At 69.4% G+C, this 24913-nt stretch carries 24 protein-coding genes and 1 riboswitch; of the genes, 9 read left to right on the top strand and 15 right to left on the bottom strand.

The window, feature by feature from the left end; all coding sequences use genetic code 11:
• The first annotated feature begins 14 nt into the window (after positions 1–14).
• Genes AC2DGY_RS12120 through AC2DGY_RS12110 form a run of 3 tightly spaced genes read left to right on the top strand, consistent with a single transcriptional unit; the run spans position 15 to position 2649 of the window.
• Entirely contained in the window at positions 15–956 is a 942-nt protein-coding gene (locus AC2DGY_RS12120; protein ID WP_484509941.1) for an ABC transporter ATP-binding protein, read from the top strand.
• Complete coding sequence (locus AC2DGY_RS12115) at positions 953–1828, top strand: ABC transporter permease (protein ID WP_484509940.1); 876 nt, start codon at positions 953–955, stop codon at positions 1826–1828. Before AC2DGY_RS12120 ends, AC2DGY_RS12115 begins: the two co-directional genes overlap by 4 nt.
• Positions 1825–2649 carry an ABC transporter permease gene (locus tag AC2DGY_RS12110; protein ID WP_484509939.1) on the top strand — a complete coding sequence of 275 codons (825 nt, stop codon included), beginning with the start codon at positions 1825–1827 and terminating at the stop codon, positions 2647–2649. Before AC2DGY_RS12115 ends, AC2DGY_RS12110 begins: the two co-directional genes overlap by 4 nt.
• Before the next feature lie 57 nt (positions 2650–2706).
• On the opposite strand, the gene AC2DGY_RS12105 is transcribed toward AC2DGY_RS12110, so the two are convergent.
• The 8 genes from AC2DGY_RS12105 to AC2DGY_RS12070 all read right to left on the bottom strand — a co-directional run bounded on the left by AC2DGY_RS12105 (position 2707) and on the right by AC2DGY_RS12070 (position 9789).
• Positions 2707–4152: an MFS transporter gene (locus AC2DGY_RS12105; RefSeq protein ID WP_484509938.1), complete on the bottom strand. Its 1446-nt coding sequence runs from the start codon at positions 4150–4152 to the stop codon at positions 2707–2709.
• 52 nt (positions 4153–4204) lie between these two features.
• Positions 4205–4555 (bottom strand): Fe-S protein, encoded by a 351-nt coding sequence (locus AC2DGY_RS12100; RefSeq protein ID WP_484509937.1) that lies wholly within the window; start codon positions 4553–4555, stop codon positions 4205–4207.
• A gap of 85 nt (positions 4556–4640) precedes the next feature.
• Positions 4641–5114, bottom strand: a complete 474-nt coding sequence (gene ribH, locus AC2DGY_RS12095; RefSeq protein ID WP_484509936.1) for a 6,7-dimethyl-8-ribityllumazine synthase — start codon at positions 5112–5114, stop codon at positions 4641–4643.
• Positions 5111–6391 (bottom strand): GTP cyclohydrolase II, encoded by a 1281-nt coding sequence (gene ribA, locus AC2DGY_RS12090; RefSeq protein ID WP_484509935.1) that lies wholly within the window; start codon positions 6389–6391, stop codon positions 5111–5113. Before ribA ends, ribH begins: the two co-directional genes overlap by 4 nt.
• A complete protein-coding gene (locus AC2DGY_RS12085; RefSeq protein WP_484509934.1) occupies positions 6388–7017 on the bottom strand; it encodes a riboflavin synthase in 630 nt (209 codons plus the stop codon). The genes ribA and AC2DGY_RS12085 overlap by 4 nt, the downstream gene beginning before the upstream one ends.
• A complete protein-coding gene (gene ribD, locus AC2DGY_RS12080; RefSeq protein ID WP_484509933.1) occupies positions 7017–8057 on the bottom strand; it encodes a bifunctional diaminohydroxyphosphoribosylaminopyrimidine deaminase/5-amino-6-(5-phosphoribosylamino)uracil reductase RibD in 1041 nt (346 codons plus the stop codon). The genes AC2DGY_RS12085 and ribD overlap by 1 nt, the downstream gene beginning before the upstream one ends.
• A 54-nt stretch (positions 8058–8111) precedes the next feature.
• Positions 8112–8268, bottom strand: a riboswitch (FMN riboswitch).
• Between the two features lie 67 nt (positions 8269–8335).
• Positions 8336–9199 (bottom strand): Fpg/Nei family DNA glycosylase, encoded by an 864-nt coding sequence (locus tag AC2DGY_RS12075; protein ID WP_484509932.1) that lies wholly within the window; start codon positions 9197–9199, stop codon positions 8336–8338.
• A 26-nt stretch (positions 9200–9225) separates the two neighbouring features.
• Entirely contained in the window at positions 9226–9789 is a 564-nt protein-coding gene (locus tag AC2DGY_RS12070) for a GNAT family N-acetyltransferase (RefSeq protein WP_484509931.1), read from the bottom strand.
• 263 nt (positions 9790–10052) lie between these two features.
• Here AC2DGY_RS12070 and AC2DGY_RS12065 point away from each other — a divergent pair, with 263 nt between their 5' ends.
• A complete protein-coding gene (locus AC2DGY_RS12065; RefSeq protein WP_484509930.1) occupies positions 10053–10892 on the top strand; it encodes an endonuclease domain-containing protein in 840 nt (279 codons plus the stop codon).
• 236 nt (positions 10893–11128) lie between these two features.
• Here the strand turns inward: AC2DGY_RS12065 and trpS are convergent, their stop codons facing one another.
• The 7 genes from trpS to sdhC form a co-directional block, all read right to left on the bottom strand.
• A complete protein-coding gene (gene trpS / locus AC2DGY_RS12060; RefSeq protein ID WP_484509929.1) occupies positions 11129–12133 on the bottom strand; it encodes a tryptophan--tRNA ligase in 1005 nt (334 codons plus the stop codon).
• Between the two features lie 174 nt (positions 12134–12307).
• On the bottom strand, positions 12308–13156 hold the full coding sequence (locus AC2DGY_RS12055) for an exodeoxyribonuclease III (RefSeq protein WP_484509928.1): 849 nt from the start codon (positions 13154–13156) through the stop codon (positions 12308–12310).
• A gap of 106 nt (positions 13157–13262) precedes the next feature.
• Positions 13263–14495 (bottom strand): YihY/virulence factor BrkB family protein, encoded by a 1233-nt coding sequence (locus tag AC2DGY_RS12050; RefSeq protein ID WP_484509927.1) that lies wholly within the window; start codon positions 14493–14495, stop codon positions 13263–13265.
• Positions 14496–14683: 188 nt separating this feature from the next.
• Positions 14684–15469 carry a succinate dehydrogenase iron-sulfur subunit gene (locus AC2DGY_RS12045; protein ID WP_484509926.1) on the bottom strand — a complete coding sequence of 262 codons (786 nt, stop codon included), beginning with the start codon at positions 15467–15469 and terminating at the stop codon, positions 14684–14686.
• Positions 15470–15471: 2 nt separating this feature from the next.
• On the bottom strand, positions 15472–17280 hold the full coding sequence (gene sdhA / locus AC2DGY_RS12040; RefSeq protein WP_484509925.1) for a succinate dehydrogenase flavoprotein subunit: 1809 nt from the start codon (positions 17278–17280) through the stop codon (positions 15472–15474).
• A gap of 32 nt (positions 17281–17312) precedes the next feature.
• A complete protein-coding gene (locus AC2DGY_RS12035; RefSeq protein WP_484509924.1) occupies positions 17313–17759 on the bottom strand; it encodes a succinate dehydrogenase hydrophobic membrane anchor subunit in 447 nt (148 codons plus the stop codon).
• Complete coding sequence (sdhC, locus tag AC2DGY_RS12030) at positions 17759–18196, bottom strand: succinate dehydrogenase, cytochrome b556 subunit (RefSeq protein ID WP_484509923.1); 438 nt, start codon at positions 18194–18196, stop codon at positions 17759–17761. Before sdhC ends, AC2DGY_RS12035 begins: the two co-directional genes overlap by 1 nt.
• Before the next feature lie 233 nt (positions 18197–18429).
• On the opposite strand from sdhC, the gene AC2DGY_RS12025 reads away from it, so the two are divergent.
• From AC2DGY_RS12025 to AC2DGY_RS12005, 5 genes are all read left to right on the top strand, one after another.
• The gene (locus tag AC2DGY_RS12025; RefSeq protein WP_484509922.1) at positions 18430–19548 is read left to right on the top strand and encodes a mannose-1-phosphate guanylyltransferase; all 1119 of its coding nucleotides are present in this window, start codon (positions 18430–18432) and stop codon (positions 19546–19548) included.
• Between the two features lie 147 nt (positions 19549–19695).
• On the top strand, positions 19696–20772 hold the full coding sequence (locus AC2DGY_RS12020; RefSeq protein WP_484509921.1) for a BMP family lipoprotein: 1077 nt from the start codon (positions 19696–19698) through the stop codon (positions 20770–20772).
• A 108-nt stretch (positions 20773–20880) separates the two neighbouring features.
• Positions 20881–22377, top strand: a complete 1497-nt coding sequence (locus AC2DGY_RS12015) for an ABC transporter ATP-binding protein (RefSeq protein WP_484509920.1) — start codon at positions 20881–20883, stop codon at positions 22375–22377.
• Positions 22374–23636 (top strand): ABC transporter permease, encoded by a 1263-nt coding sequence (locus AC2DGY_RS12010; protein ID WP_484509919.1) that lies wholly within the window; start codon positions 22374–22376, stop codon positions 23634–23636. Before AC2DGY_RS12015 ends, AC2DGY_RS12010 begins: the two co-directional genes overlap by 4 nt.
• Positions 23636–24913, top strand: coding sequence for an ABC transporter permease (locus tag AC2DGY_RS12005; RefSeq protein ID WP_484509918.1), 1278 nt, complete (start codon positions 23636–23638; stop codon positions 24911–24913). The genes AC2DGY_RS12010 and AC2DGY_RS12005 overlap by 1 nt, the downstream gene beginning before the upstream one ends.

The following is a 24913-nucleotide window of genomic DNA, read 5'->3' as shown; positions in this document are numbered from 1 at the left end:
TATAGGGTGGTGCGGTGCCAGAAGCGGTGATCCGAGCCAGCAACCTCGTCAAGGCGTACCGGGTGAAGGGCAAGCCCGACTTCCTCGCCGTCGATGGACTGTCCTTCGAGGTCGCGCCGGGGGAGTCGTTCGGCCTCCTCGGGCCGAACGGGGCGGGCAAGTCCACGACCATGAAGATGATCGGCGCCGTATCCACCCGCACCGCCGGTGACCTCAGCATCCTGGGCCTCGATCCCGACAGCCACGGTCCGGAGATCCGTTCGCGCCTCGGAGTCGTACCGCAGCAGGACAACCTCGACGGCGAGCTGAACGCCCGGGAGAACCTCTACATCTACGGGCGGTACTTCGGACTCCCCGGGAAGGTCTGCGCGCAGAAGGCGGACGAGCTGCTCGCCTTCGCCCAGCTGCAGGACAAGGCCAAGAGCAAGGTCGACCAGCTCTCCGGCGGGATGAAGCGGCGCCTCACGATCGCACGGGGTCTCATCAACGACCCCCGCATCCTCCTCCTGGACGAACCGACCACCGGCCTCGACCCGCAGGCCCGCCATGTGCTGTGGGATCGCCTGTTCCGCCTCAAGGAGCAGGGCACCACCCTGGTGCTGACCACGCACTACATGGATGAGGCCGAGCAGCTGTGCGATCGACTGGTCGTCGTGGACAAGGGCCGCATCATGGCCGAAGGAACCCCGTCCTCCCTGATCCGCGAGCACTCGAGCCGTGAGGTGCTCGAGGTGCGGTTCGGCTCCGATCGCAACGAGCAGGCCGCGGAGCAGGTGCAGGGCATCGGCGAGCGCGTCGAGGTGCTCCCCGATCGCGTGCTCATCTACGCCGCCGACGGCGAGGCGGCGCTCGAGCGCGTCACCGCGCTGGGCCTGCAGCCGATCACGTCCCTCGTCCGCCGTTCGAGCCTGGAGGATGTGTTCCTTCGGCTGACCGGAAGGTCGCTGGTCGAATGACCCTCAGCCAGGCGCCCGGCGCGGGGGACGCGCGCATCCACCCCTCGTTGGACGAGTTGCGGGCCGAAGCGCTCGAGTGGGGGCGGAAACCGCGGGCTCGGGGCTCGTGGTACGTCACCGAGCACATGGTGCGCGCGATGCGCGCGTATGGCTGGACGATCCTCTTCGGCGCGCTGGGGCAGCCCATCCTCTACCTCCTGGGCCTGGGCCTGGGCCTGGCAGCCCTCATCCAGAGCGATATCGACGACGGCGGCCAGCCGGTCTCCTACCTCGTCTTCATCGCACCCGCCCTCCTCATGACCGCCGCGATCGCCGTCGCGTCGGAGGAGTTCACCTATCCCGTCATGGCCGGATTCAAGTGGCGGCGGTACTTCTACGGCTTCAACGCCTCGCCGCTGGCGTCGGCGCAGATCGCGCACGGCGTGATCCTCGGCGCCGTGGCCCGCATGTTCGTCGCCGTCGCGGCGTACTACCTGTTCATCTGGGTCTTCGGTGCCGTCCCGCACCCGCAGACGGGGTGGATCTCCATCGCCGTGGGCGTGCTCGCCGGGGTGAGCTTCGGCATCCCCCTCATGGCATACGCCGCGTCGATCGAAGACGACAAGGGCCAGTTCGCCCTGGTGCAGCGGTTCATCTTCATGCCGATGTTCCTGTTCTCGGGAACGTTCTACCCCCTGGAGACGCTGCCCGTGTGGCTGCAGTGGATCGGCTGGATCTCGCCGCTGTGGCACGCCACGGAACTCGGTCGCATGGCCACGTACGGCCCGGTCGACCTTCCCACCGGGGCATTGCACCTGGCCTACCTGATCGTGCTCGCCGTCATCGGCTATGTGCTCGGCCGTCGCACCTTCGAACGGAGACTCGCCAGATGACCGCCCTCGCCGCGCCCGAGACCGCCGGCCGCCGGCGTGGGGTGCGCGCCCTGTGGGCGGGCAACCCCCAGGCCGTCGTCCAGCGGGGCCTGCTGGCCGCCCGTTCGTCGAGCTGGATCGTCGTGCTGTCGGGATTCTTCGAGCCGGTCCTCTATCTGGCGTCGATGGGCATCGGCCTGGGCGCGCTGGTCGGCGACGTCCAGACGTCGGCGGGCGTCGACGTGCCCTACGCCGCGTTCATCGCTCCGGCCCTGTTGGCGGTGTCGGCGATGAACGGCGCCATCTACGACTCCACCTGGAACGTCTTCTTCAAGCTCAACTACGGCAAGCTCTACGAGGGGATGCTGTCCACGTCGCTCGGGCCGCTGGATGTCGCCCTGGGCGAGATCCTCTACGCGCTCCTGCGCGGGCTGCTCTACGCCACCGGCTTCATGATCATCATGCAGCTGCTGGGCCTGAACCTGGCCCCCACCGCCATCCTCGCCCTCCCGGCCGTCGTCCTCATCGCGTTCGGGTTCGCCAGCGTCGGCATGGCGATCACGAGCTACATGAAGACGTTCCAGCACATGGACTGGATCAACTTCGTGATGCTGCCGATGTTCCTCTTCTCGGCGACGTTCTACCCGATCACGGTGTACCCGGAGGTGGTGCAGTGGATCGTGCAGGCCCTGCCGCTGTGGCACGGGGTCGAACTCATCCGGGGCCTGACGACCGGAGCACTGAGCGCGGGGATGCTGTGGCACGTCCTGTACTACGCCGTGATGATCGCGATCGGGCTGGTCCTCACCACGAAGCGGCTCCGCGCCCTGTTCCTAGACTGACACCGGCGACGACGGATGCCGCGGAGCCGAAGCCCCGCGGCATCCGTTTCGGCCGTGTCAGAGCGAGCCCGTGGCTCCCACGCCGATGTTCTCGTCGTAGTCGACGTCCTTGGTCTCCTTCGACAGCGCAAGCGCGATGAAGGTCAGTACCGCCGAGCCCGTGAGGTACAGCCCGACCAGCCACGGTTCGCCGTCGGCAGCGGCCCACAGCGCGACCGCGATGAGCGGTGCCACCGCGGCGCCGAGGATCGAGGCGACGTTGTACGAGATCGCCGAGCCGGTGTAGCGCACGTTCGTGGGGAACAGCTCCGGGAGCACCGCGCCCATCGGACCGAAGGTGAGGCCCATCAGCAGGAAGCCGAGGATGAGGAAGGCCTGGATGAGCGCGCCCGTGAACTTCGGGTCGGCCTGCGGCATCAGGAAGACGTTGAACGCCACGCCGAACACGGCGATCGCTCCCGTCACCCACAGCAGCAGCTTGCGGCGGCCGATGGCGTCGGCCACCGGACCCGACAGCAGCGTGAAGACGCCGAAGAACACGACTCCGATGATCTGCATGGTCACGAAGTCGGTGTACCCGAAGCCGAGCCCGGGGACGTAGGCGGCCGCATCGAAGGGTTCACCCGCCGCATCCGCCGTCGCCTGAGCAGCGTCGGTGGTCGCCTTCGTGCCGTAGGAGAGTGTGAAGCTCGTCATGAGGTAGAAGAGCACGTACGTGGCGAGCATGATGAACGTGCCGAGGACGAGCTGGCGCCAGTGCTGGCGCACCACCTCCCCGAGCGGGAACTTCCGCAGCGCCCCGGTCTTCTCCGCACGCGCGAACGTCTCAGACTCCACGAGCTTGAGGCGCACCCACAGGCCGATGATCACCATGACGGCCGAGAAGAGGAACGGCACGCGCCATCCCCACGCCAGGAACTCCTCGGAGCGCTGCGCCGGGCCGTCGGGGTGGGGGAGGGCGAAGTTGATCACGAGGAAGACGGTGTTGGCGATGATGAACCCGATGGGCGCACCCAGCTGCGGGAACGTGCCGTACCAGGCACGCTTGCCCGCCGGCGCGTTCTCCGTGGCCACGAGGGCCGCGCCCGACCACTCGCCGCCCAGGGCGAAGCCCTGCGCGAGACGGAGGAACAGCAGGATGAGCGCCGCCCACCAGCCGATGTCGTTGTAGGTGGGCAGCAGGCCGATGATGAAGGTCGCGATGCCCATCGTCAGGAGCGACGCGACGAGGGTGGCCTTGCGACCGAACCGGTCGCCGAAATGCCCGAAGACCACAGCGCCGATGGGGCGGGCGACCATGGCGGCGCCGAACACGGCGAAGGAGGACAGCAGCGAGGTGGTCTCGTCGCCGGTCGGGAAGAACAGGACCGGGAAGACCAGAACCGCGGCGGTCGCGTAGACGTAGAAGTCGTAGAACTCGATGGTCGTTCCCACCAGGCTCGCAGTGATGACACGCGAGCGGGGGTTGGCGGGGGCGGGGGGAGCAGAGGTGGGGGAGGTCATGAAGCTCCTGTCGGGGGGACGCGAGGGACCCCCAGATACTATGCGACGGAAGTCACCACAGCAGCGCGATGGCCGCGTTCGTCAGGGTGAGGACCCCGACCAGCCAGAACATCACCGGGGGGAGCGACCCGGTGCGGCGCTGTCGCACCGAACCCATCCCCAGGAGCGCGCCGATCACGACGAGGATGAGGAGCTTGACGCCGAGCTTCACGTAGTTCAGCTCGCCCTCGATTCCCCAGGGTGCTGCGAGGATCAGGCCGGCGACCCCGGCGATCGCGAGGCCCCAGTCCATGATCCGGGTGAACCGGATGCGCCGCGCGACGGCTTCGACGACCCAGGCGCCGAACAGGGTCGCGAACCCGACGAGGTGGACGAGGACGACGATGTTGCGCAGGGTCTCCATGTCCTTCACCGTAGGGCGCGGCATCCTCGCCCGCCAGGAAGGCAGGCCTCAGCGGCGCTCCGCCGGGCGGACGAGCGGGCTGGGGTCAGGTGCGCAGGTCGCGGAGGACGAGTGCCGTGCGCAGCGCCGCGTCCGCGGCCTCGGCGCCCTTGTCCTCCTTCGAGCCGGGAAGACCGGCACGGTCCAGACCCTGCTGCTCGTCGTCGAGCGTCAAGACCCCGAAGCCGATGGGGCGGCCGGTGTCGAGGGCGACGCGCGTCAGCCCGTCCGTGGTGGCCGAGGAGACGTACTCGAAGTGCGGGGTGCCGCCCCGGATGATGACCCCGAGGGCGACGACGGCGTCGGCGCCGGCGTCCAGGGCGACTTTCGCAGCGACCGCCAGCTCGAACGAGCCGGGCACCCGCACGAGCTGCCACGACGCCCCCGACGCATCCAGGACGCGCCGGGCACCGGCGATGAGCCCGTCGGTGATGACGTCGTGCCAGGTGCCGGCCACGACGACGACGGTCAGGTCGCTCGCGTCGACGCTCCCGGCCTCGGGTGCTCCTTTGCCGCTCATGCTTCGGCCCCTTCCTTCATCTGCTTCAGCGCATCGGCCAGGTCGGCCTCGGCGATGAGGTGGCCCATGCGGTCGCGCTTGGTCTCGAGGTACTGGTGGTTGTTCGGCCCGACTCCCACCAGCAACGGCACCTGCTCGGTGACGTCCAGCCCCAGTTCGCGCAGCTGAGAGACCTTGTCGGTGTTGTTGGTCATCAGCCGCAAGCGGCTCACCCCGAGGTCGGCGAGGATGCCCGCAGCCGCGGCGTAGTCGCGCGCATCGGCGGGAAGACCCAGGGCGAGGTTGGCATCGACCGTGTCCAGGCCCTGCTCCTGCAGGCTGTACGCGCGCAGCTTGTTGATGAGCCCGATGCCGCGGCCCTCGTGCCCGCGCATGTACACCACGACCCCGCCATCCTGTTCGATGGCATCCAGGGCGGCTTCCAGCTGCGGGCCGCACTCGCACTTGAGCGACCCGAACGCCTCGCCGGTGAGGCACTCGGAGTGCACCCGCACGAGCGGCGCATCGTCGCTGAGGTCACCCGAGACGACGGCGAGGTGATCGGTGCCGGTCACGCGGTCCTTGTACGCCAGGAAGCGGAAGCTGCCGTGCGAGGTGGGCACGTGGGCCTCTGCGCGGAGGCTGACCCGGCGCGTGTGCCGCTCGGCGGCGACTTTCGGGGGGAGGGGAGACTGCTCGTCCAGGTACCCGATGAGCTGCTCGATCGTGATGACCGGGATGCCGCTGCGCTCGCCGAGCTCGAGGAGCCCGGGGAGCCGCATCATCGAGCCGTCCTCGGCGACGACCTCGGCGATCGCGCCCACCGGCTGCAGGCCGGCGAGTCGCATCAGTTCGACGGCGGCTTCGGTGTGGCCGCTGCGTTCGCGTACGCCGCCGTCCACCGCACGCAGCGGCAGGACGTGACCGGGTCGGATGAGGCTGCCCGGGACTGACTCCGGGTCGGCCAGCACGTTGAGGGTGTGTGCCCGGTCCGACGCGCTGATGCCCGTGCTGTTGCGACCGGATGCGTCGACGCTCACGGTGTATGCGGTACCCCGGGCGTCCTCGTTCACCGCGACCATCGGCGGCAGGTCGAGGCGGTCGGCCCAGTCGGCGGGCATCGGTGCGCACAGGAACCCGCTGGACCAGCGGATGGTCCAGGCGATCCACTCCGGGGTGGCGAGCTCGGCGGAGAGGATGACGTCGCCCTCGTTCTCGCGGTCCTCGTCATCGGCGACGATGACGGGGCGGCCGGCGCGCAGCGCGTCGAGAGCTTCGGGGATGGTGGCAAGGCTCATCGTGAGCGTCCTTCGGGGGTTGTGGGGAAGGCGAGGAGTCTCTGCACGTGGCGCGCGAGGATGTCGGTTTCGAGGTTGACGGGGTCGCCGACGGCGGCGTCGCCCAGGGTCGTGGCCGTCAGGGTCTCCGGGATGAGGGAGACCTCGAGCCACGGGTCGGCGGCGTCGGCCGGGCTCACGCCGCTGACGGTGAGCGAGACGCCGTCGATCGCGATCGACCCCTTGTCCACGACGAGCGGGGCGAGGTGGGCGGGGATGGCGATCCGCACCACTTGCCAGCGGTCGCCGGGGCGCACCTCGACGACCGTTCCGGTGCCGTCGATGTGCCCCTGGACGATGTGCCCGCCCAGGCGCCCGTGAGCGGCCGTGGCCCGCTCGAGGTTGACCGTACGGCCGGGCTCGGCACCGGCGAGAGTCGACATGTCCAGGGTCTGCTTCATGACGTCGGCGGCGAACCAATCAGGACCCTGGTCCACGACCGTCAGGCATACGCCGCTCACCGCGATCGAGTCGCCGTGCGCCGCATCCGTCACCGCCAGCGGGGCGCGCACGGTCAGCCGGACGCCGTCGCCGGACGGCTCGACCGCCGTGAGGGTTCCGAGCTCTTCGACGATTCCGGTGAACATCAGGCGTCTCCTTCGGTGACAGGTCGTGCGGTGATCAGCAGGTCGTGGCCGAGGGCCTGGACGGACGACACCGCGAGGCGCCGTTGCTGCGTGATCGTATCGACTCCGAGGCGCCCCAGCGCGGGGCGGTCGGTGCCGTCGGCGCCGTGGCCGATGAGGGTCGGGGCCACATAGGCGAGTACCTCGTCGACGAGGTTCTCGCGCAGGAAGGCGCTCGCGATCGTGGGGCCGCCCTCGACGAAGACGCGCTGAGCGCCGAGGTCGCGCAGTTCGGCCAGCACCGAGAGCAGGTCGCTCCCCGACCTCTGGATGAGCTGCCGCGGATGGCGGCGCAGCGCAGCATCCTCGGGAACCCGGCGGTCGCCGAGCACGACGGGGATCGGCTGGTGCTCGTACAGGGTCCCGTCCGGGCGACGGGCGGTGAGGGCGGGGTCGTCGGCGAGGACCGTCCCGGTTCCCACCAGGATCGCGTCGGCCTCGGCGCGGCGACGGTGCACGTCGGCCCGTGCGTCGGCGCCCGTGATCCACTGGCTCGTACCATCCGGTGCCGCCGCACGGCCGTCTAGGCTCTGCGCCCACTTCACGGTCACGAAGGGGCGTCCCAGCCGCTGCACCGTCAGCCAGCCGTCGAGCAGCGCCCGCGCCTCGTCGGCTCCCACCCCGCCCTCCACCGACACGCCGCCGGCGCGGAGGCGTGCGGCACCGCCGGCCGCGACCTGGTTCGGATCGTCGAGGGCGTAGACCACGCGGGCGACGCCGGCCTCCAGGAGTGCGAGCGCGCAGGGACCCGTCCGTCCGGTGTGGTTGCACGGCTCGAGGGTGACGATCGCGGTGGCGCCGCGCGCGGCGCCGGGGGCGAGCTTCGACAGCGCGTCGACCTCCGCGTGCGCGGTGCCGGCCCCCCGGTGCCACCCTTCGGCGATCACGTCGCCGCCGGGGGAGAGGATGACCGCGCCCACCTGCGGGTTGACGCCGACGGGTCCGCGCGCGGCGAGGGCGAGCGCACGGCGCATCGCCTCGCGTTCCGCGTCGTCCGCCATGTCGATCCTCCGGTCCGGTCCGGGGTCGTTGCGGCAGGGCGGCGCGGTGCGCCGACCGTGCGCCTCCCATCCGGACTCGCGACGGCGGACCGTCGCATCACCGTCGGTTCCGGATTTTCACCGGATCGGCTTCGACCTCCGCCCGAAGGCGGGGGTCGGGCTCGCGGACTGTCACCGCCGGTTCGGATTCTCACCGACCCCGGAGCACGTTGATGTTCTCGATACTAACGAACGCAGAGCCTGGCCGGGCATTCCCCGGTCCGTCGCTGCATCCGGGGTCACTTCAGCAGGCGCGAGAGTCGCCGATCGGCGAGGATCTTGCCGCCGGTCTGGCAGGTCGGGCAGTACTCCAGGGAGTTGTCGGCGAAGAAGACGCTCCGCACCTCGTCGCCGCACACCGGGCACGTCTGGCCGCGCCGGCCGTGGACGCGCATGCCGCGGCGCTTCGCGTCCTTCAGGTCGGCGGGTGGTTTGCCGGATGCTTCGTCCAACGCTTCGGCGAGGGTGGCGGTCATGGCCGCGAACAGCCGGTCGATCTCGGCGTCGTCCAGGGTGGAGGCCAGGGCGTACGGTGACATCTTCGCCGCGTGCAGGATCTCGTCGGAGTACGCGTTGCCGACGCCCGCGATCACCGACTGATCGCGCAGCACACCCTTGATCTGCGTGCGACGCCCGGTGAGGAGGCCGGCGAGCGTGTCGCGCGTGAAGGCGGGGTCGAGGGGATCGGGACCGAGCCGGGCGATGCCCGGCACGTCGGCGACGTCGCGCACCACGTAGACGGCGAGCGACTTTTTCGTGCCGGCCTCGGTCAGGTCGAACCCGGAGGCGTCGTCGAACGCGACGCGCAGGGCGATCGGCGACTTCCCCGGCTTGATCAGTGTCGACGGGAGGGTGTCGTACCAGCGCAGCCAGCCGGCCTTGGCGAGGTGGAAGACGAGGTGAGCGCCGCCGTCGGTCGCGACGTCGAGGAACTTCCCGTGGCGCTCCACGCCGCTCACGGCCGCGCCCTGCAGATCGGTGATCGGCGGGTCGTACGTCTTCAGCGCCGAGATCGCCGACACCGTCGCCCGCGTGATCGTGCGGCCGACCACCCGTCCGCGGAGGTAGTCGACGAGCCCCTGCACCTCGGGCATCTCCGGCATGCGGTCATCCTGCCACGGATCGCGACTCAGTCGCCGAGAACGCTCCACGGCTGCGGTGCGCGGTCGTCCCGCGGGAGCAGGCCGGCGATCCACACGTCGTCGCGGCCGAAGGCGTTCGACATCGCCTGACGCAGGGTGCCCTCATAGCGGAACCCGAGGCGCTGCGCCACGCGCGCCGAGGCGCGGTTGCCGACGACGGCACGCCACTCGATGCGCGCGGCGCCCAGTCCGTCGCTCGCGAAACCCCAATCGACGGCGGCGCCGGCCGCCTCGGCGAGGAACCCGCGCCCGCGAGAGGTCCGACACATCCAGAAGCCGATCTCCTGTCCGCCGCCGGTCTGCCGGTGAAGGCTCAGCATCCCGGCGAGCGTGTCGCCGTCGCGGATGGCCCAGGTGGCCTCGATCCCGTCGGCCCACCGTCCGGGAACGGCGGCGACGAAGGCCTCGGCGTGCTCGGGCAGGTACGGCGAGGGCACCGCCGTGTAGCGCTGGATGTCCGCATCCTGGCACGCCCGGAAGATCGCCTCGACGTCGTGCTCGGTCGGTGGCAAGAGCACCGTCCGCGGGCTCCTCAGGGTCACCGGTTCCATGCCCGCCACCCTACTTCTGGACGCGTCGCCGCTTCCGGATGCGCCGCCGCCGTCTCCGTACCGTACTCAGTCCCGTTGGCCGGCGAAGTGCGGACAAACCGCACGATCCCGCGACGACCTGGTGGGCGACACGCGACTGAGACTGAATACGGTACGACTTGGGCGAGGTGCGGCCGCTCTGCACAGCACCCCAACCCGGGGAACTGATCCACAGATCCGGCCGCCGTCCGTCAACGGGAGGCCACCGGAGCGACAGTCGACCGATGACCGTCGCATTCGCGCACCGTGCCGAGTTGATGTCGAGCGGACTGAGCCGCCGCGAGATCGACCGAGCTGTCACCGCCGGGAGCTTGATCCGCGCGCGACGTGACCACTACGTCCCCGGTGATACCCCGGAGGCCGTCGTGCGTGCGGTCCGCGTCGGCGGACGGCTGACGTGTCTGTCCCTGCTCGCGTCGCTCGGGGTGTTCGTGCTCGTCAACCGGGTCCTGCATGTGCACATCACGCCAGGGTCGAGCAGGATGCGCTCGCCGCACGATCGCTTCCGCCGTTTGGAGCACCGAGCTCAGCGGGGCGTGCGCCTGCATTGGGCGCCGCTCGGCGAGCAGCCCGGCCAGGCAGCGGTCGTGTCGATTCTCGACGCTCTGGCACACAGCGTGCTCTGCCAGACGCCACGCGCTGCCGTCGCCACTCTCGACAGCGCGCTTCACTTGGGGCTCATTTTCCTCGGCGACCTCCCCGAGGTGTTCCGCCGTCTTCCCCAGCGATACGCCGTGCTGATTCCTCTCGTGGATGGTCGCTGCGAATCCGGATCGGAGAGCTTCCTGCGCCTGATGCTGCGTGGGCTTGGTTGTCGGGTCGAGCCACAGGTCGTCGTGCGCGGGGTCGGCCGGGTCGACTTCGTCATCGATGGATGGCTCGTCATCGAATGCGACAGTCGCGCTCACCACTCGGATTGGGATGCCCAGATGCGGGACCGGCGCCGCGATCTGTTGCTCGCCGCTCTCGGATATACGCCGTTGCGAGTGACCGCATCTCAGATCTTCGACGAACCGGAACTCGTCCTCGCCGCTATCCGAGGCCTGCTCGCAGCGCACGGCTGAATTCCGCACCTGTCGGCGCGTCGGCTGACACGGTGGCACGCGCGTCGGCACGCGCGGTGGCGCACGCGGTGGCACTAACTCAGTCTGGTTTGCCCCGGCCCGCACTGGCGTCCCGGAGTTCCGGGCCTCACCGACGCGGGGTGGGTGAACAAGACTGAATTCGGCACGGGGAGCGGGCGCGGCGTGGCGGGCGGCGCGAGAGCCGGCGGGCACGCTCTGGCGCGGCGGGGGGAGGGTCAGGCGCGGCGGAGGAGGCCCAGGCGGTCGTAGACGGCGGAGAGGGTGCCGTCGGCGACGGATGCTGCCCGGCCCGCGTTCTCCGCAAGCACCCGGTCGAGCTCGGCGGGGTCGTCGAGCATCGACAGTGCGCGCTCACGCACCGGCGCGAACTCGTTCACGACGACCTCGGCGAGGCCCTTCTTGAAGTCGCCGTAGCCGCGGCCGGCGTACTCGTCCTCGATCGCGGGAATCTGACGTCCGGTGAGTGCGGCATAGATCACGAGGAGATTCGACACGCCCGGCTTGGCCTCGCGGTCGAAGCGCACGCTGCCCTCGCTGTCGGTCACGGCCCGCATGATCTTCTTCGAGGTCACCGACGGCTCATCCAGCAGCCACAGGGTCCCCGCATCCGACTCGGCCGACTTCGACATCTTCGCCGTCGGATTCTGCAGGTCGAAGATGCGCGCGGTGTCGCGCTGGATCACCGGCGTCGGCACCGTGAAGGTCTCGCCGTAGCGGGCGTTGAACCGCTCGGCGAGGTCGCGCGTGAGCTCGATGTGCTGCTTCTGGTCGTCGCCGACGGGAACGACGTCGGTCTGGTAGAGCAGGATGTCCGCGGCCATGAGCACCGGGTAGGTGAACAACCCGACGTTCGTTCCGTCCGTGCCGTACCGGGCGGACTTGTCCTTGAACTGCGTCATCCGGCCGGCCTCACCGAACCCCGTGATGGTCGACAGCACCCAGGCCAGCTCGGCGTGCGCGGGAACGTGCGACTGCACGTAGAGCGTCGATCGCGACGGTTCGATGCCCGCGGCGATGTACTGTGCGGCGGTGCGGCGGGTCTTCGCGCGCAGCTCCGACGGGTCGTTCGGCTGGGTCAGCGCGTGCAGGTCGACGACGGAGAAGAAGGCGTCGTACGACTCCTGCAGGTCTCGCCACTGCATGAGCGCCCCGATGTAGTTGCCGATCTGGAGCGAGTCGGCGGAGGGCTGCATGCCGGAGTAGAGACGGGGTTTGGTCACTCACCGATTCTACCGGCGGGCGATGCGGCCCCTGCCGGTCCGCGGGTTCGGGGGAGGACGACACGTGCGGATGCTGCGCCCTGAACCGTCCGAACCCGGCGACGATCTCCGCATCCGGCGACGGCAGCGGAGGACCGGCCGAGCCGAGCCGGGGCACCAGGGGTTAAGAGGGGGTCAGCGGCCGAGCGTGTAGTCGGCGATGACCGGCGCGTGGTCGCTCCAGCGCGTGTCCCAGGACGGGGCGCGCACGACGCGGTAGTCCGCGACGCGCTCGGCCAGGGCGGGGGTGGCGAGGTGGTAGTCGATGCGCCACCCGGAGTCGTTGTCGAACGCGCGCCCGCGCATCGACCACCACGTGTACGGACCGTCGACGTCGCCGGCGTGGCGGCGGCCGATGTCGACCCATCCGAGGCCCGTGCCGACGCTGCCGTCGGCGCCGGTCACCGTGGCTCCCGCGTCGCCGAGGAAGCGGTCGAAGTACGCGCGCTCGCGCGGGAGGAAGCCGGCCTTCTTGACGTTGCCCTTCCAATTGCGGATGTCCAGCTCGCGGTGCCCGACGTTGAGGTCTCCCATGATGAGGGCCAGCGGATGCTCCGCCTCGAGCTGCGGCATCCGTCGTTCCATCGCGTCCAGGAAGGCCCACTTGGCGTCCTGCCGAGGGGTGTCGGCCTCACCGGTGTGCACGTACGCACTGACGATCGCGATGCTCTCGCCGTCGATGTCGAAGTCGGCTTCGATCCACCGGCCCGCGGAATCCAGCGGCTCGGGCCCGAGGACGGTGCGCATCTGGACGGACGGCAGCCGGCTCGCGATGGCGACCCCGGCGCGGCCCTTGGCGAGTGCCTCGTCGTTCACGACCTCCCACCCCGGGAGCGCGGATCGCAGTTCGTCCTGGGTGGCGCGCACCTCCTGGATCGCGAGGATGTCGGCGTCGGCCTCGTCGAGCCACTCGCTCATACCCTTGCGGGCGGCAGCACGGATGCCGTTGACGTTGATGGACACGATGCGGACGCGGCGGGGCACCTCCCGAGCCTAACCGCGCGCCCCGACATCGGCGGGTCGCGCCTCTGCGTGCTGACGCGTCCGCCGGGATGATCGCCCCCGGTCGGCCGGGAGGGTCTCGCCCGCGTCAGTCCCAGGGGAGAGCGGAGCGGGGGAGGGACGCGGCGTTCCGCTCGGCATCGGAGACAGCCGCCTCGGCCTCGGCGACCCGGCGCCGCGCGGCTCGGCGCGCGTACCACGGCGCCGTCTGCGCCTTCTGACGCGCCTCCCGCAGCCGGACCCGGGCGGCGACCAGCAGGGCGGCGCGCTCGTCCGCCCGCTCGTCTCGTTCGCTTTCGAGCGACTCCCCGTGGTCGGCGGCGGCCACGGCGATCCACGCGGCGGCGACGAGGATCACGATGCCGTTCAGACGGAACCAGAGGAGGAAGCCGATGAAGATGGCGAAGGTCGCCAGGAGCGGGTTGGACGGGGTGTAGACGAAGACGAATCCTGCCCCGATCTGCAGCACCACGATCGCGCCCCCGCCCAGGAGCGCGCCGGGCCAGATCCGTCGCCAGCGGAGCGACGTGCCGGTGAGAAAGCGGAACAGCGCCGCGAGGGCGAGCGTGTTCACCCCGAACGCGACCACGAGCGACAGCCCGCGGGTGACGACCTGGGCGCCCACCGAATCGCTCGTGCGTCCCAGGAGCGAGAAGAGCAGGTCCACGGCGCCGGTGGTGATGGAGCTCAGGGCGGCGCCGGTGATGAGTGCGAGCCCGAACAGAAGGGCCGCGAGGAGGTCGCGCGCCTTCAGGAGCAGGTAGCTGCGGCGATCGAAGGGCAGTCCGAAGGTGTCCCGGACGGCGCGGCGCGCGTAGGTGACGAAGCCGATCGCCGTCCAGATCACGGCGACGAGCGCCACGACGCCGGTCGCCGTGAACAGCCTGCTGCTTCCGGATGCGATCTGCTGCACCTGCTCGGGGGTGATCAGCCCGGTCTCGCTGATGAGTTCGGGGATGTAGCGATCGATGAGGTCGACGAGGGCGCTCACGGCGCGCCGGCTGTCGCCGAGCCAGACGCCCACCGCCGCGAACGCCAGGTAGATGACGCTGAAGATCGCGAACAGCGATTGATACGAGATGCCCGCGGCCAGGAGGAACCCGTTGTGCTGCAGGAAGTGGCGCCACACGCGGACGGGGAACCACTCGAGGGTTCGCCGCGTGATCTCGCCCGCGCGTTCGAGAGGTACGTCGAGACGCTCGCGGAGCTCGCCGCGGCGATCACCCGCGGCGTCCGCGCCGGTGGGCACCGCGCCGGCGGACGCCGCCGGAAACGGCCCGGGGTCGGGCCTGCGGCGGCGCGGGGGCGGAGTCTCGGTCACGCGAACAGGGTATCGAGGCCGCCATCGCGCGGGGCGAGGCATCCCCGGTGCGCGCCCGGGCGCGCACGGACCCGGGATCAGCATCCGCGCCCGGGCGCGCGCACGGACCCGGGATCAGCATCCGCGCCCGGACACGCTGACGGCCCCGGATCAGCGTCCGGGGCCGTCAGCGCGCGATGCGTCGGTTCTCAGCGCCGACCGCTGAGGACGGCCTGCTTGACCTCGGCGATGGCCTTCGTGACCTCGATGCCGCGGGGGCACGCCTCGGTGCAGTTGAAGGTCGTGCGGCAGCGCCAGACGCCCTCTTTGTCGTTGAGGATGTCCAGGCGCACATCCGCGGCGTCATCGCGCGAGTCGAAGATGAAGCGGTGCGCGTTGACGATCGCGGCCGGGCCGAAGTACTGCCCGTCGGTCCAGAACACGGGGCACGACGACGTGCACGCGGCGCACAGGATGCACTTGGTGGTGTCGTCGAAGACCTCGCGGTCGACGATCGACTGGATGCGCTCCTTGCCGGCCTCCGGCTTGGAGTTCGCGATGAGGAACGGCTGCACGTCGCGGTAGGAGGCGAAGAACGGCTCCATGTCGACGATGAGGTCCTTCTCCAGGGGGAGACCCTTGATGGCCTCGACGTAGATCGGCTGCGAGATGTCGAGGTCCTTGATCAGCGTCTTGCAGGCGAGGCGGTTGCGGCCGTTGATGCGCATCGCGTCCGAGCCGCAGATGCCATGGGCGCACGACCGGCGGAAGGCGAGCGACCCGTCGACCTCCCACTTGATCTTGTGCAGGGCGTCCAGCACACGGTCGGTGGGGTACAGCTCGACGTCGTAGTCGACCCAGCGCGGTTCCGCGTCGACCTCCGGGTCGAACCGGCGGATGTTGAAGGTGACCAGGAACGACTGGACGCCGGTGGACTCGGGCGCCTGCTCGACGCTCTGCGAATCCCGTGCGGTGTCGATGGTGGCAGTGGCCATGCTCAGTACTTCCTCTCCATCGGCTGGTAGCGGGTGATCACCACGGGCTTCCAGCCGAGCTCGATGTGGTCGGCCGGATGCGACGAGTGGGGGTCGCCCGTCAGGTAGGCCATGGTGTGCTGCATGTAGTTCTCGTCGTCCCGCTTGGGGTAGTCGTCGCGCATGTGCCCGCCACGGCTCTCCTTGCGGTTCTGCGCGGCGTAGACCACGACCTCGGCGAGATCGAGGAGGAACCCGAGTTCCACAGCCTCGAGCAGGTCGGTGTTGTAGCGCCTGCCCTTGTCGTCGACGTGCACGTTGAGGTAGCGCTCGCGAAGGTCGGCGATGACGTCGAGCACGTGGGCGAGGGACTCTTCGGTGCGGAACACCTGAGCTCCCTTGTCCATCTCGTCCTGCAGCGTCTTGCGCAGCACGGAGATCCGCTCCGTGCCGGGGTTGACCCGCATCCGCTCGATCAGCTCGCGGATCTCGCGGGTGGGATCCTCCGGGAGCGCGACGAAGTCGGCGGTCTGGACGTACTCGACGGCGTTGCGGCCGGCGCGCTTGCCGAAGACGTTGATGTCCAGCAGCGAGTTGGTACCGAGCCGGTTGGAGCCGTGGACGGACACGCACGCGCACTCCCCGGCGGCGTACAGGCCCGGGACGACGGTGGTGTTGTTGCTCAGCACCTCGGCGTTGTTGTTGGTGGGGATGCCGCCCATCGCGTAGTGCGCCGTGGGCATCACCGGCACCGGCTCCACCACCGGGTCGACGCCGAGGTAGGTGCGGGCGAACTCGGTGATGTCGGGGAGCTTCGTCTCCAGCACCTCGGCGCCCAGGTGCGTGCAGTCCAGCAGCACGTAGTCGCGGTGGGGGCCGGCGCCGCGGCCCTCCGCGACCTCCTGCACCATGCATCGCGCGACGATGTCACGCGGGGCCAGGTCTTTGATCGTGGGGGCGTATCGCTCCATGAAGCGCTCGCCGCTGGCGTTGCGCAGGATCGCGCCCTCTCCGCGGGCGCCCTCGGTGAGGAGGATGCCGAGCCCCGCGAGGCCGGTCGGGTGGAACTGGAAGAACTCCATGTCCTCCAGCGGCAGGCCCTTGCGCCACACGATCCCGACGCCGTCTCCGGTGAGGGTGTGGGCGTTCGAGGTCGTCTTGAAGATCTTGCCGAACCCGCCGGTGGCGAAGATCACGGCCTTGGACTGGAAGACGTGCAGGTCGCCGGTGGCCAGCTCGTACGCGACCACGCCGGCGACCTGGGTGCCGCCGTCGGCATCCTTCACCGTGATGAGGTCGAGCACGTAGAACTCGTTGAAGAAGTTGATGCCGAGCCTGACGCAGTTCTGGAAGAGCGTCTGCAGGATCATGTGGCCGGTGCGGTCCGCCGCGTAGCAGGCGCGTCGGACGGGGGTCTTGCCGTGGTCGGCGGTGTGGCCGCCGAAGCGGCGCTGATCGATCTTCCCCTCGGGGGTGCGGTTGAAGGGGAGGCCCATGTTCTCGAGGTCGATGACCGCGTCGATGGCCTCCTTCGCGAGGATCTCCGCCGCATCCTGGTCGACGAGGTAGTCGCCGCCCTTGACCGTGTCGAAGGTGTGCCACTCCCAGGAGTCCTCTTCGACGTTCGCGAGCGCGGCGGCCATGCCGCCCTGCGCCGCACCGGTGTGCGACCGGGTCGGGTAGAGCTTGGAGATGACCGCGGTCTTCGCGCCCGGGCCCGCCTCGATCGCCGCGCGCATGCCGGCGCCGCCGGCGCCGACGATGACGATGTCGAACTGGTGGTAGTGCACGCCGTCGCGGACGACGGAATCAGCGCTGGTCTGGGTGCTCACGGAATGATGCCTCTACTGGTTCGGTCGGAAGGTCAGGCGGCCTGGCACATGTCCCACAGGGAGCTGGATTCGGTCACGCCGATGCAGGGGTCGAAGGTGAAGACCACGAGAGTGCCGAGCAGGATCAGGAGACCCGCCGACAGCCACAGCGCCCACACCAGCACGCGACGCACGGTGGGGGAGGCGACGTAGTCGTTCACGATCGTGCGCATGCCGTTGGCGCCGTGGATCATGGCCAGCCACAGCATCAGCACGTCCCACCACTGCCAGAACGGCGAGGCGAACTTGCCGACGACGAAGGCGAAGTCGATCTGGTGGATGCCGTCGCCGGTCATGAGGTTGACGAACAGGTGCCCGAAGATGAGGACGACCAGGAGCACGCCGGAGGCGCGCATGTACACCCAGCCCCACTTCTCCAGGTTCGAGCCCTTGTTGCGGGTGCGCGGTGCCGGCACCGTCGAAGCGATCTGGGCGGTCATCAGTGCCCCCCTCCCACGTTGGCGAAGACATTGATGAGGTGCCGGGGGGTGAACCCGAGCATCGTCACGGCCCAGACGCCCAGGACGATCCACCACAGCTGACGCTGGTGGCGCGTCGCCCAGCCCCAGAAGTCCACGAGGATGATGCGGATCCCGTTGTACGCGTGGTACGCGATCGCTCCGACGAGGGCCACCTCGCCGAGGCCCATCACCGGGTTCTTGTACGTCCCGATGACCGCGTCGTACGCCTCGGGCGAGACGCGGATGAGCGCGGTGTCGAGGATGTGGACGAGCAGGAAGAAGAAGATGGCGACGCCGGTGATGCGGTGCAGAACCCACGACCACATGCCTTCGCGGCCGCGGTACAGCGTCCCGCGTGGAACCTTCGAGGTGGTCTCGGCCACCGTCGGCGTGATGCGCGCTGGTGCAGACACCATCGTCCTCCCTGATCGAACACGGCTGAGCGGGCGGTCCGTTGCCCCGAGAAGCGCCAATGGCTTCTGCGTCACACGGGCGCGGGATCATCCTACGACCGGGGGCGTAATTCCGGGGATTAGGCCGACCTTACTGTCTCGATATCGAGATATCCGGCGGGGCCGCGGATGCCCCGTTCCACGACGGTCATCCGTCCGACACCTGCCGCCAGCCCGCGCGCGGCTAGCCTGTTCGCATGTCCCACGATCCCATCGACGACTTCTACGCCGTCATTCCCGCCGGCGGCATCGGCAGCCGGCTGTGGCCGCTCTCGCGCGCGGAGGCGCCGAAATTCCTCCACGACCTGACGGGGTCCGGCCAGACGCTCCTGCGCGCCACCTGGGACCGGCTGGAGCCGCTGGCAGGTCGTGACCGCATCGCCGTGGTCACCGGGCGCGCCCACCGCGCGGCGGTGGAGAACGAACTGCCCGGTATCCCCGACCACAACGTCTTCCTCGAGTCCGAGCCCCGTGACTCGTCGGCGGCCATCGGTCTGGCCGCGGCGATCCTGCACCGTCGAGAGCCGGATGTCATCATCGGTTCGTTCGCCGCCGACCACGTCATCCGCGGAACGCGCACGTTCGAGTTCGCCGTCCAGCAGGCCGTGGCCGTCGCCCGCGCCGGCTACATCTGCACGATCGGCATCCAGCCCAGCGAACCGTCGGTCGGCTTCGGCTACATCCGCAAGGACGGTGAACTCGACGTCGACGGCTCACCCGAAGCGGCAATGGTGGAGCGCTTCGTGGAGAAGCCCGACCTGGAGACCGCGCGCGGCTACTTCGCCGACCGCAACTACCTGTGGAACGCGGGCATGTTCATCACCCGCGCCGACGTGCTCCTGGCCGAGCTCGCCGCGAACGAGCCCGAACTGCACGCCGGGCTCCTGGAACTGGCGGAGGCGTGGGATGACCGCGACCGCCGCGGTCCGGTCGTTGACCGGGTGTGGCCGACACTGAAGAAGATCGCCATCGACTACGCCGTCGCCGAGCCGGCCGCGGAGAAGGGCCGCCTCGCCGTCATCCCCGGTCACTTCGACTGGGACGACGTCGGCGACTTCGCGAGCCTGGCCAAGCTCAACTCCCACGGGGGCAAGAACGAGCTGGCGATCCTGGGCAGCCATGCCCGGGTGCTGGCCGACGCCTCCAGCGGGATCGTGGTGTCGCAGACCGAACGGATCATCAGCCTCATCGGCGTGCAGGACATCGTGGTGGTCGACACCGCCGACGCGCTGCTGGTGACCACGAGCGAGCACGCCCAGCGCGTCAAGGGCGTCGTCGACGCCCTCAAGCTCACCGGGCGCGGCGACGTGCTCTGACGGCCTCGAAGCATCGCAACTTGGTAACTCTTCGGGCCTGAGGGCCGACCAGAGTGGGTGGTCTCGCGCCATCCGACGTAACGTTCAGAAATATCCCGGCCGGGCGCTGCGGTTTTCCGCGCCCGAACCTGTTCAGAGAGGACTGCAGTGACTGCACCCACCCGTAAGCGGACTTTCGCCACCATGGCGTTCATCGGAGCCGCCGGCCTGCTGCTGTCGGCGTGCGCACCGGCTCCCGAGGAGGGTGGCGGCTCCGCAGAGGACAGCGACTTCCTCGCCTGCGCCGTGTCCGACGAGGGCAGCTGGAACGATAAGAGCTTCAACGAGTCGGCCTACCAGGGCCTGCTCGATGCGGAATCCGACCTCGGCATCGAGATCGCCGACGCCGAGTCCAACAGCGAAGAGGACTTCACCCCGAACCTCACGCAGATGGTCGACGCCGGGTGCGACGTGACCTTCGCGGTCGGCTTCAACTTCTCCATCAACGACGTCATCTTCGACTTCGCCGAGGCCAACCCCGAGGCCCGCATCGTGTGGATCGACGGGTGGAACCAGGGCCAGGAGAACCTCAAGCCGATCACCTACGCGATGCAGGAGTCGAGCTTCCTCGCCGGCTATCTCGCCGCGGCGTTCTCCACCAGCAAGATCATCGGTACCTACGGTGGCGACCAGATCGACTCCGTCACCTCCTTCATGACCGGTTACTACAACGGGGCGAAGTACTACGAGGAGGAGACCGGTACGCCGATCACCATCGTCGGCTGGGACCCGGCAGCCAACACCGGTGACTTCGTGGGCGACTTCGCGAACACCGGTGTGGCCCAGACCATCTCGCAGGGGCAGCTCGCCGCCGGCGCGGATGTCATCTTCCCTGTCGCAGGCAGCCTCTTCACCGCGACCGCCGAGGCTATCCGCGAGGCAGGGTCGGGCGTCATGCTCGGTGTCGACAAGGACATCGCCGTCACTCAGCCCGAGCTCGCCGACATCACGCTCACCTCGGTGGAGAAGCGCATGACTCAGGCCGTCCTCGAGGTCATCACGACGATCATCGAGAGCGACGAGTTCACCGCTGACCCGTACGTCGGCACGCTCGCGAACGACGGCACCACGCTGAGCGACTTCGGTGTGTTCGACAGCGAGATCCCGCAGGAAGTGAAGGACCGGCTCGAAGAGATCAGGGCAGGCATCATCGACGGGTCGATCGACCCGCTCGCCGGCCCCTGATCCTTCGTCCCATCCCTGGCACAGTCACACCCCTGGCACACGCCGGGGCGGCACAGTCCGCCTCGGCGTGTGCCGTTTCGAGCCGGTTCCGGCAGGATGGGTCGCACCATGAAACTCGAACTCCGCGGGATCACGAAGCGGTTCGGACCGCTGGTGGCCAACGATGGCATCGACCTGGTGGTCGAAGCCGGCGAGATCCACGCGCTCCTCGGTGAGAACGGCGCCGGGAAGTCCACCCTCATGAACGTGCTTTTCGGGCTCTACCAGCCCGACGAGGGCGAGATCCTTCTCGACGGCGTCCCCCAGCACTTCTCCGGACCGGGCCGGGCCATGGCCGCCGGCATCGGAATGGTGCATCAGCACTTCATGCTCATCCCTGTGTTCACCGTGGCCGAGAACGTGATCCTCGGCCACGAGCCCAGCCGTGGCGGAGTGCTCGACCTCGCCGAGGCGCGCCGGCGCGTGCGCGAGATCTCCGACCGGTTCGGCTTCGAACTCGACCCGGACGCCGTCGTGGGTGACCTGCCCGTGGGCGCCCAGCAGCGCGTCGAGATCATCAAAGCGCTCGCGCGGGACGCCCGTGTGCTCGTCCTTGACGAGCCCACCGCGGTGCTCACCCCCCAGGAGACCGACGAGTTGATGGCGACGATGCGTCGCCTGGCCGACGGCGGCACCTCCATCGTCTTCATCACGCACAAGCTCCGCGAGGTGCGCGCGGTCGCCGACACCATCACGGTCATCCGGCTCGGCAAGGTCGTCGGGTCGGCCGCCCCCAGCGCATCCACCGACGAACTGGCCGCCCTCATGGTGGGGCGCGCGGTCGGGCTGACCGTCCACAAGGATCCGCCGAAGCTCGGCGCGGAAGCGCTGGTCGTGGAGAACCTCACCCTGTTCGGGCCCGCCGGCGAGCGGCTCCTGGACGACGTCTCCTTCACCATCCGCGCCGGCGAAGTGCTCGCCGTGGCCGGCGTACAGGGAAACGGGCAGACCGAACTCACCGAGGCTCTCGTCGGTCTCCGCGACAAGATGCAGGGGAGCATCCGCCTCGACGGGGAGGAACTCTCCTCCGCCCACGTGCGACACGTGCTCGACAGCGGCGTCGGGTTCGTCCCGGAGGACCGGAAGGTGGACGGGCTGGTCGCGGAGTTCTCCGTGGCGGAGAACCTGATGCTCGACCGATCGTTCTCCGGCCCCTTCACGAAGGGCCCCGCGATCGACTTCGCCGAACGCGACCGCTTCGCCGACGAGGCCATCGAGGAGTTCGACATCCGCACCCCGCACCGCGGCGTCCTGGTCGGGCGCCTCTCCGGCGGCAACCAGCAGAAAGTGGTGCTCGCCCGCGAGCTCGGACGCGACCTCAAACTGTTCGTGGCCTCGCAGCCCACCCGGGGCGTGGACGTGGGGTCCATCGAGTTCATCCACGAGCGGATCGTGGAGATCCGCGACTCGGGCATTCCCGTCCTCATCATCTCGACCGAGCTCGACGAAGTCGTCGCCCTCGCCGACCGCATCGCCGTGATGTACCGGGGCGCCATCATCGACATCGTTCCCGCCGACACGCCTCGGGAGCGGCTCGGCCGCCTGATGGCAGGAGTGCACGAATGACCCAGCCGCAGACCGACGTCATCACGCCGGATCCGCCCCCGGGGAGCCGCCCGACGCTCGGCGACGTGCTTCGCGACATCGCCTCCGGCGGCATCGTCCGCACGATCGCCGCGATCGTGCTGTCGCTCATCGTGGCTTCGGTGCTCATCATCTTCACGAACGAAGATGTCGGTCGCACGCTGCCGTATTTCTTCTCCCGCCCGACGGACTTCCTCGGGGAGGCCGGGCGTGCGGTCGGGAACGCCTACGCGGCGCTCTTCCGGGGATCGGTCTACAACTTCTCCGCCGAGTCCCCCGAGCGGGCGTTCCGGCCCCTCCTGGAGTCGCTCCGCTTCGCCGGCCCCCTCATCGCCGCCGGCCTCGGTGTCGCGCTGACCTTCCGCGCCGGCCTGTTCAACATCGGTGGCCAGGGCCAGATGGTCATGGCCGCGATCTGGTCGGCGTGGGCCTCGTTCCAGCTGCACCTGCCCTACGGCATCCACCTCGTCGTCGCGGTGCTGTTCGGGCTGGTCGGCGCCGCGATCTGGGCCGGCATCGCGGGGGTGCTCAAGGCGACGACGGGCGCCCACGAAGTGATCGTCACGATCATGATGAACTACATCGCGGTGTCGTTCGCGACGTTCCTCATGCGCACCCCGGTGCTGCACGACATGGAGTCGGGGAGCAACCCGACGACGCGGCCCCCCGACCCGACCGCGGTGTTCTCCCGCATCTTCGGTCCGGGCTTCGATCTCCGCTGGAGCTTCGTCCTCTGCATCGTGGCCGTCGGCGTCTACTGGTGGCTCATGGAGCGCTCGTCGTTGGGCTTCCGGCTGCGCATGGTCGGGCTGAACCCCGACGCCGCGCGGACGGCGGGCATCGACGTGAAGCGGATGTACATCGTCGCGATGGTGCTGTCGGGCCTGTTCATCGGCCTGGCGGGCATCAACCAGTCGCTGGGGCGCGACGGCAACTTCGGCCCCTCGATCGACTCCGGCATCGGATTCGACGCGATCACCGTGGCTCTGCTCGGCGGATCGCGGGCGGGCGGCGTGCTGCTGGCCGGCATCCTGTTCGGGATGCTGCGTGCCGCCGGCCCCACGATGCAGCTGGCCGATGTCGCACCGGAGATCCTCGGCGTCGTGCAGGGCCTCATCGTGCTGTTCATCGCCGCGCCGCCGCTGGTGCGCGCCATCTTCCGGTTCCTGCCGACGCCGCGCGAAGTGACCGAGCTGAACACCGGTCGAAAGCCGCAGCTCGAGGCGAAGGGAGACGAGTGATGACCGCCGTCGCCGTTCCCGAGAAAAGCGCTCCTGCCACCGCCCTCCCGCCCCGCGCCTGGCGCACCCCGATCCTCCTCGGCGCGCTGGCCGCAATCACTCTCATCGCGTTCGGCCTGCTGGGCAATGACGAGACGGTGGCGTTCCAGCTTTCCGGACGCGACGACGCCGTCCAGCTCGCCCCGTTCGTCACGACCGCGCGTGCGGCCGGTGTCGTGTCCGGGGTCGTCGCGGTCGCCGCGGCCGTGGGCGCTTTCGCACTGGCCGCCCGCCGTCGCCGGGTGAGCGTCTGGTTCCCGCTCGTCGTCGGCCTCGGATTCCTCGTCGCCCTCGTCGCCTGGGTCGGGGCGGGGGGATCGGTGCCCGTGGTCTTCCTCCTCACCGGCGCGATCGCCCTGTCCACCCCCATCGTGTTCGGCGCGCTCTCCGGGGTCATCGGCGAGCGTGTCGGCATCGTGAACATCGCCATCGAAGGGCAGCTCCTCGCCGGTGCCTGCACGGCCGCGATGGTGGCATCGGTCACGGGAAACCAGATCCTCGCCCTCGGTGCCGCGATGATCTCCGGCGCGCTGATCGCGATGGTGCTGGCCTGGTTCTCCATCAGCTACCTGGTCGACCAGGTGGTGGTCGGTGTCGTGCTGATCGGCCTGGTCACCGCCGTGACGAACTTCCTCTACTCGGCGGTGATCGGCGCCAACTCCGCGGCGCTGAACGACCCCGGCACCCTCCCGCGGATCGCGATCCCGCTTCTGTCGGACATCCCTGTTCTCGGCCCGGTCTTCTTCGATCAGCGGCTGACGACCTACATCATGTTCGTCCTGGTGCCGCTGACCTGGTTCGTGCTGTTCCGCACGACCTGGGGCCTGCGCATCCGCGCCCTCGGCGAGCATCCGCTGGCGGCTGACACCGTCGGCATCAAAGTGAACGTGTGGCGATTCTGGACCGTCAGTGTCGCGGGTCTCATCGCCGGTCTCGGCGGTGCATCGCTGACCATCGGTGCGGTCGGCCCGTTCGTCCGCGAGATGAGCGCGGGGCAGGGCTTCATCGCCCTGGCCGCCGTCATCCTCGGCCGGTGGAACCCGTGGGGCGCGGCGATCGCGGCACTCCTGTTCGGCTTCGCCAGCAACTTCCGCATCTGGGCCGGCCAAGCCGGATCGCAGATTCCGACCGACCTCATCCAGATGACCCCGTACGTGGTGACCCTCATCGCCGTGGCGATCGTGGCCGGCCGAGTCGTCGGCCCCAAGGCCGCCGGCAAACCCTATGTCAAGGAGTGA

The organism is Microbacterium sp. Z6_144 (assembly GCF_057197625.1).
This window is presented reverse-complemented; position numbering and strand designations above follow the sequence as displayed.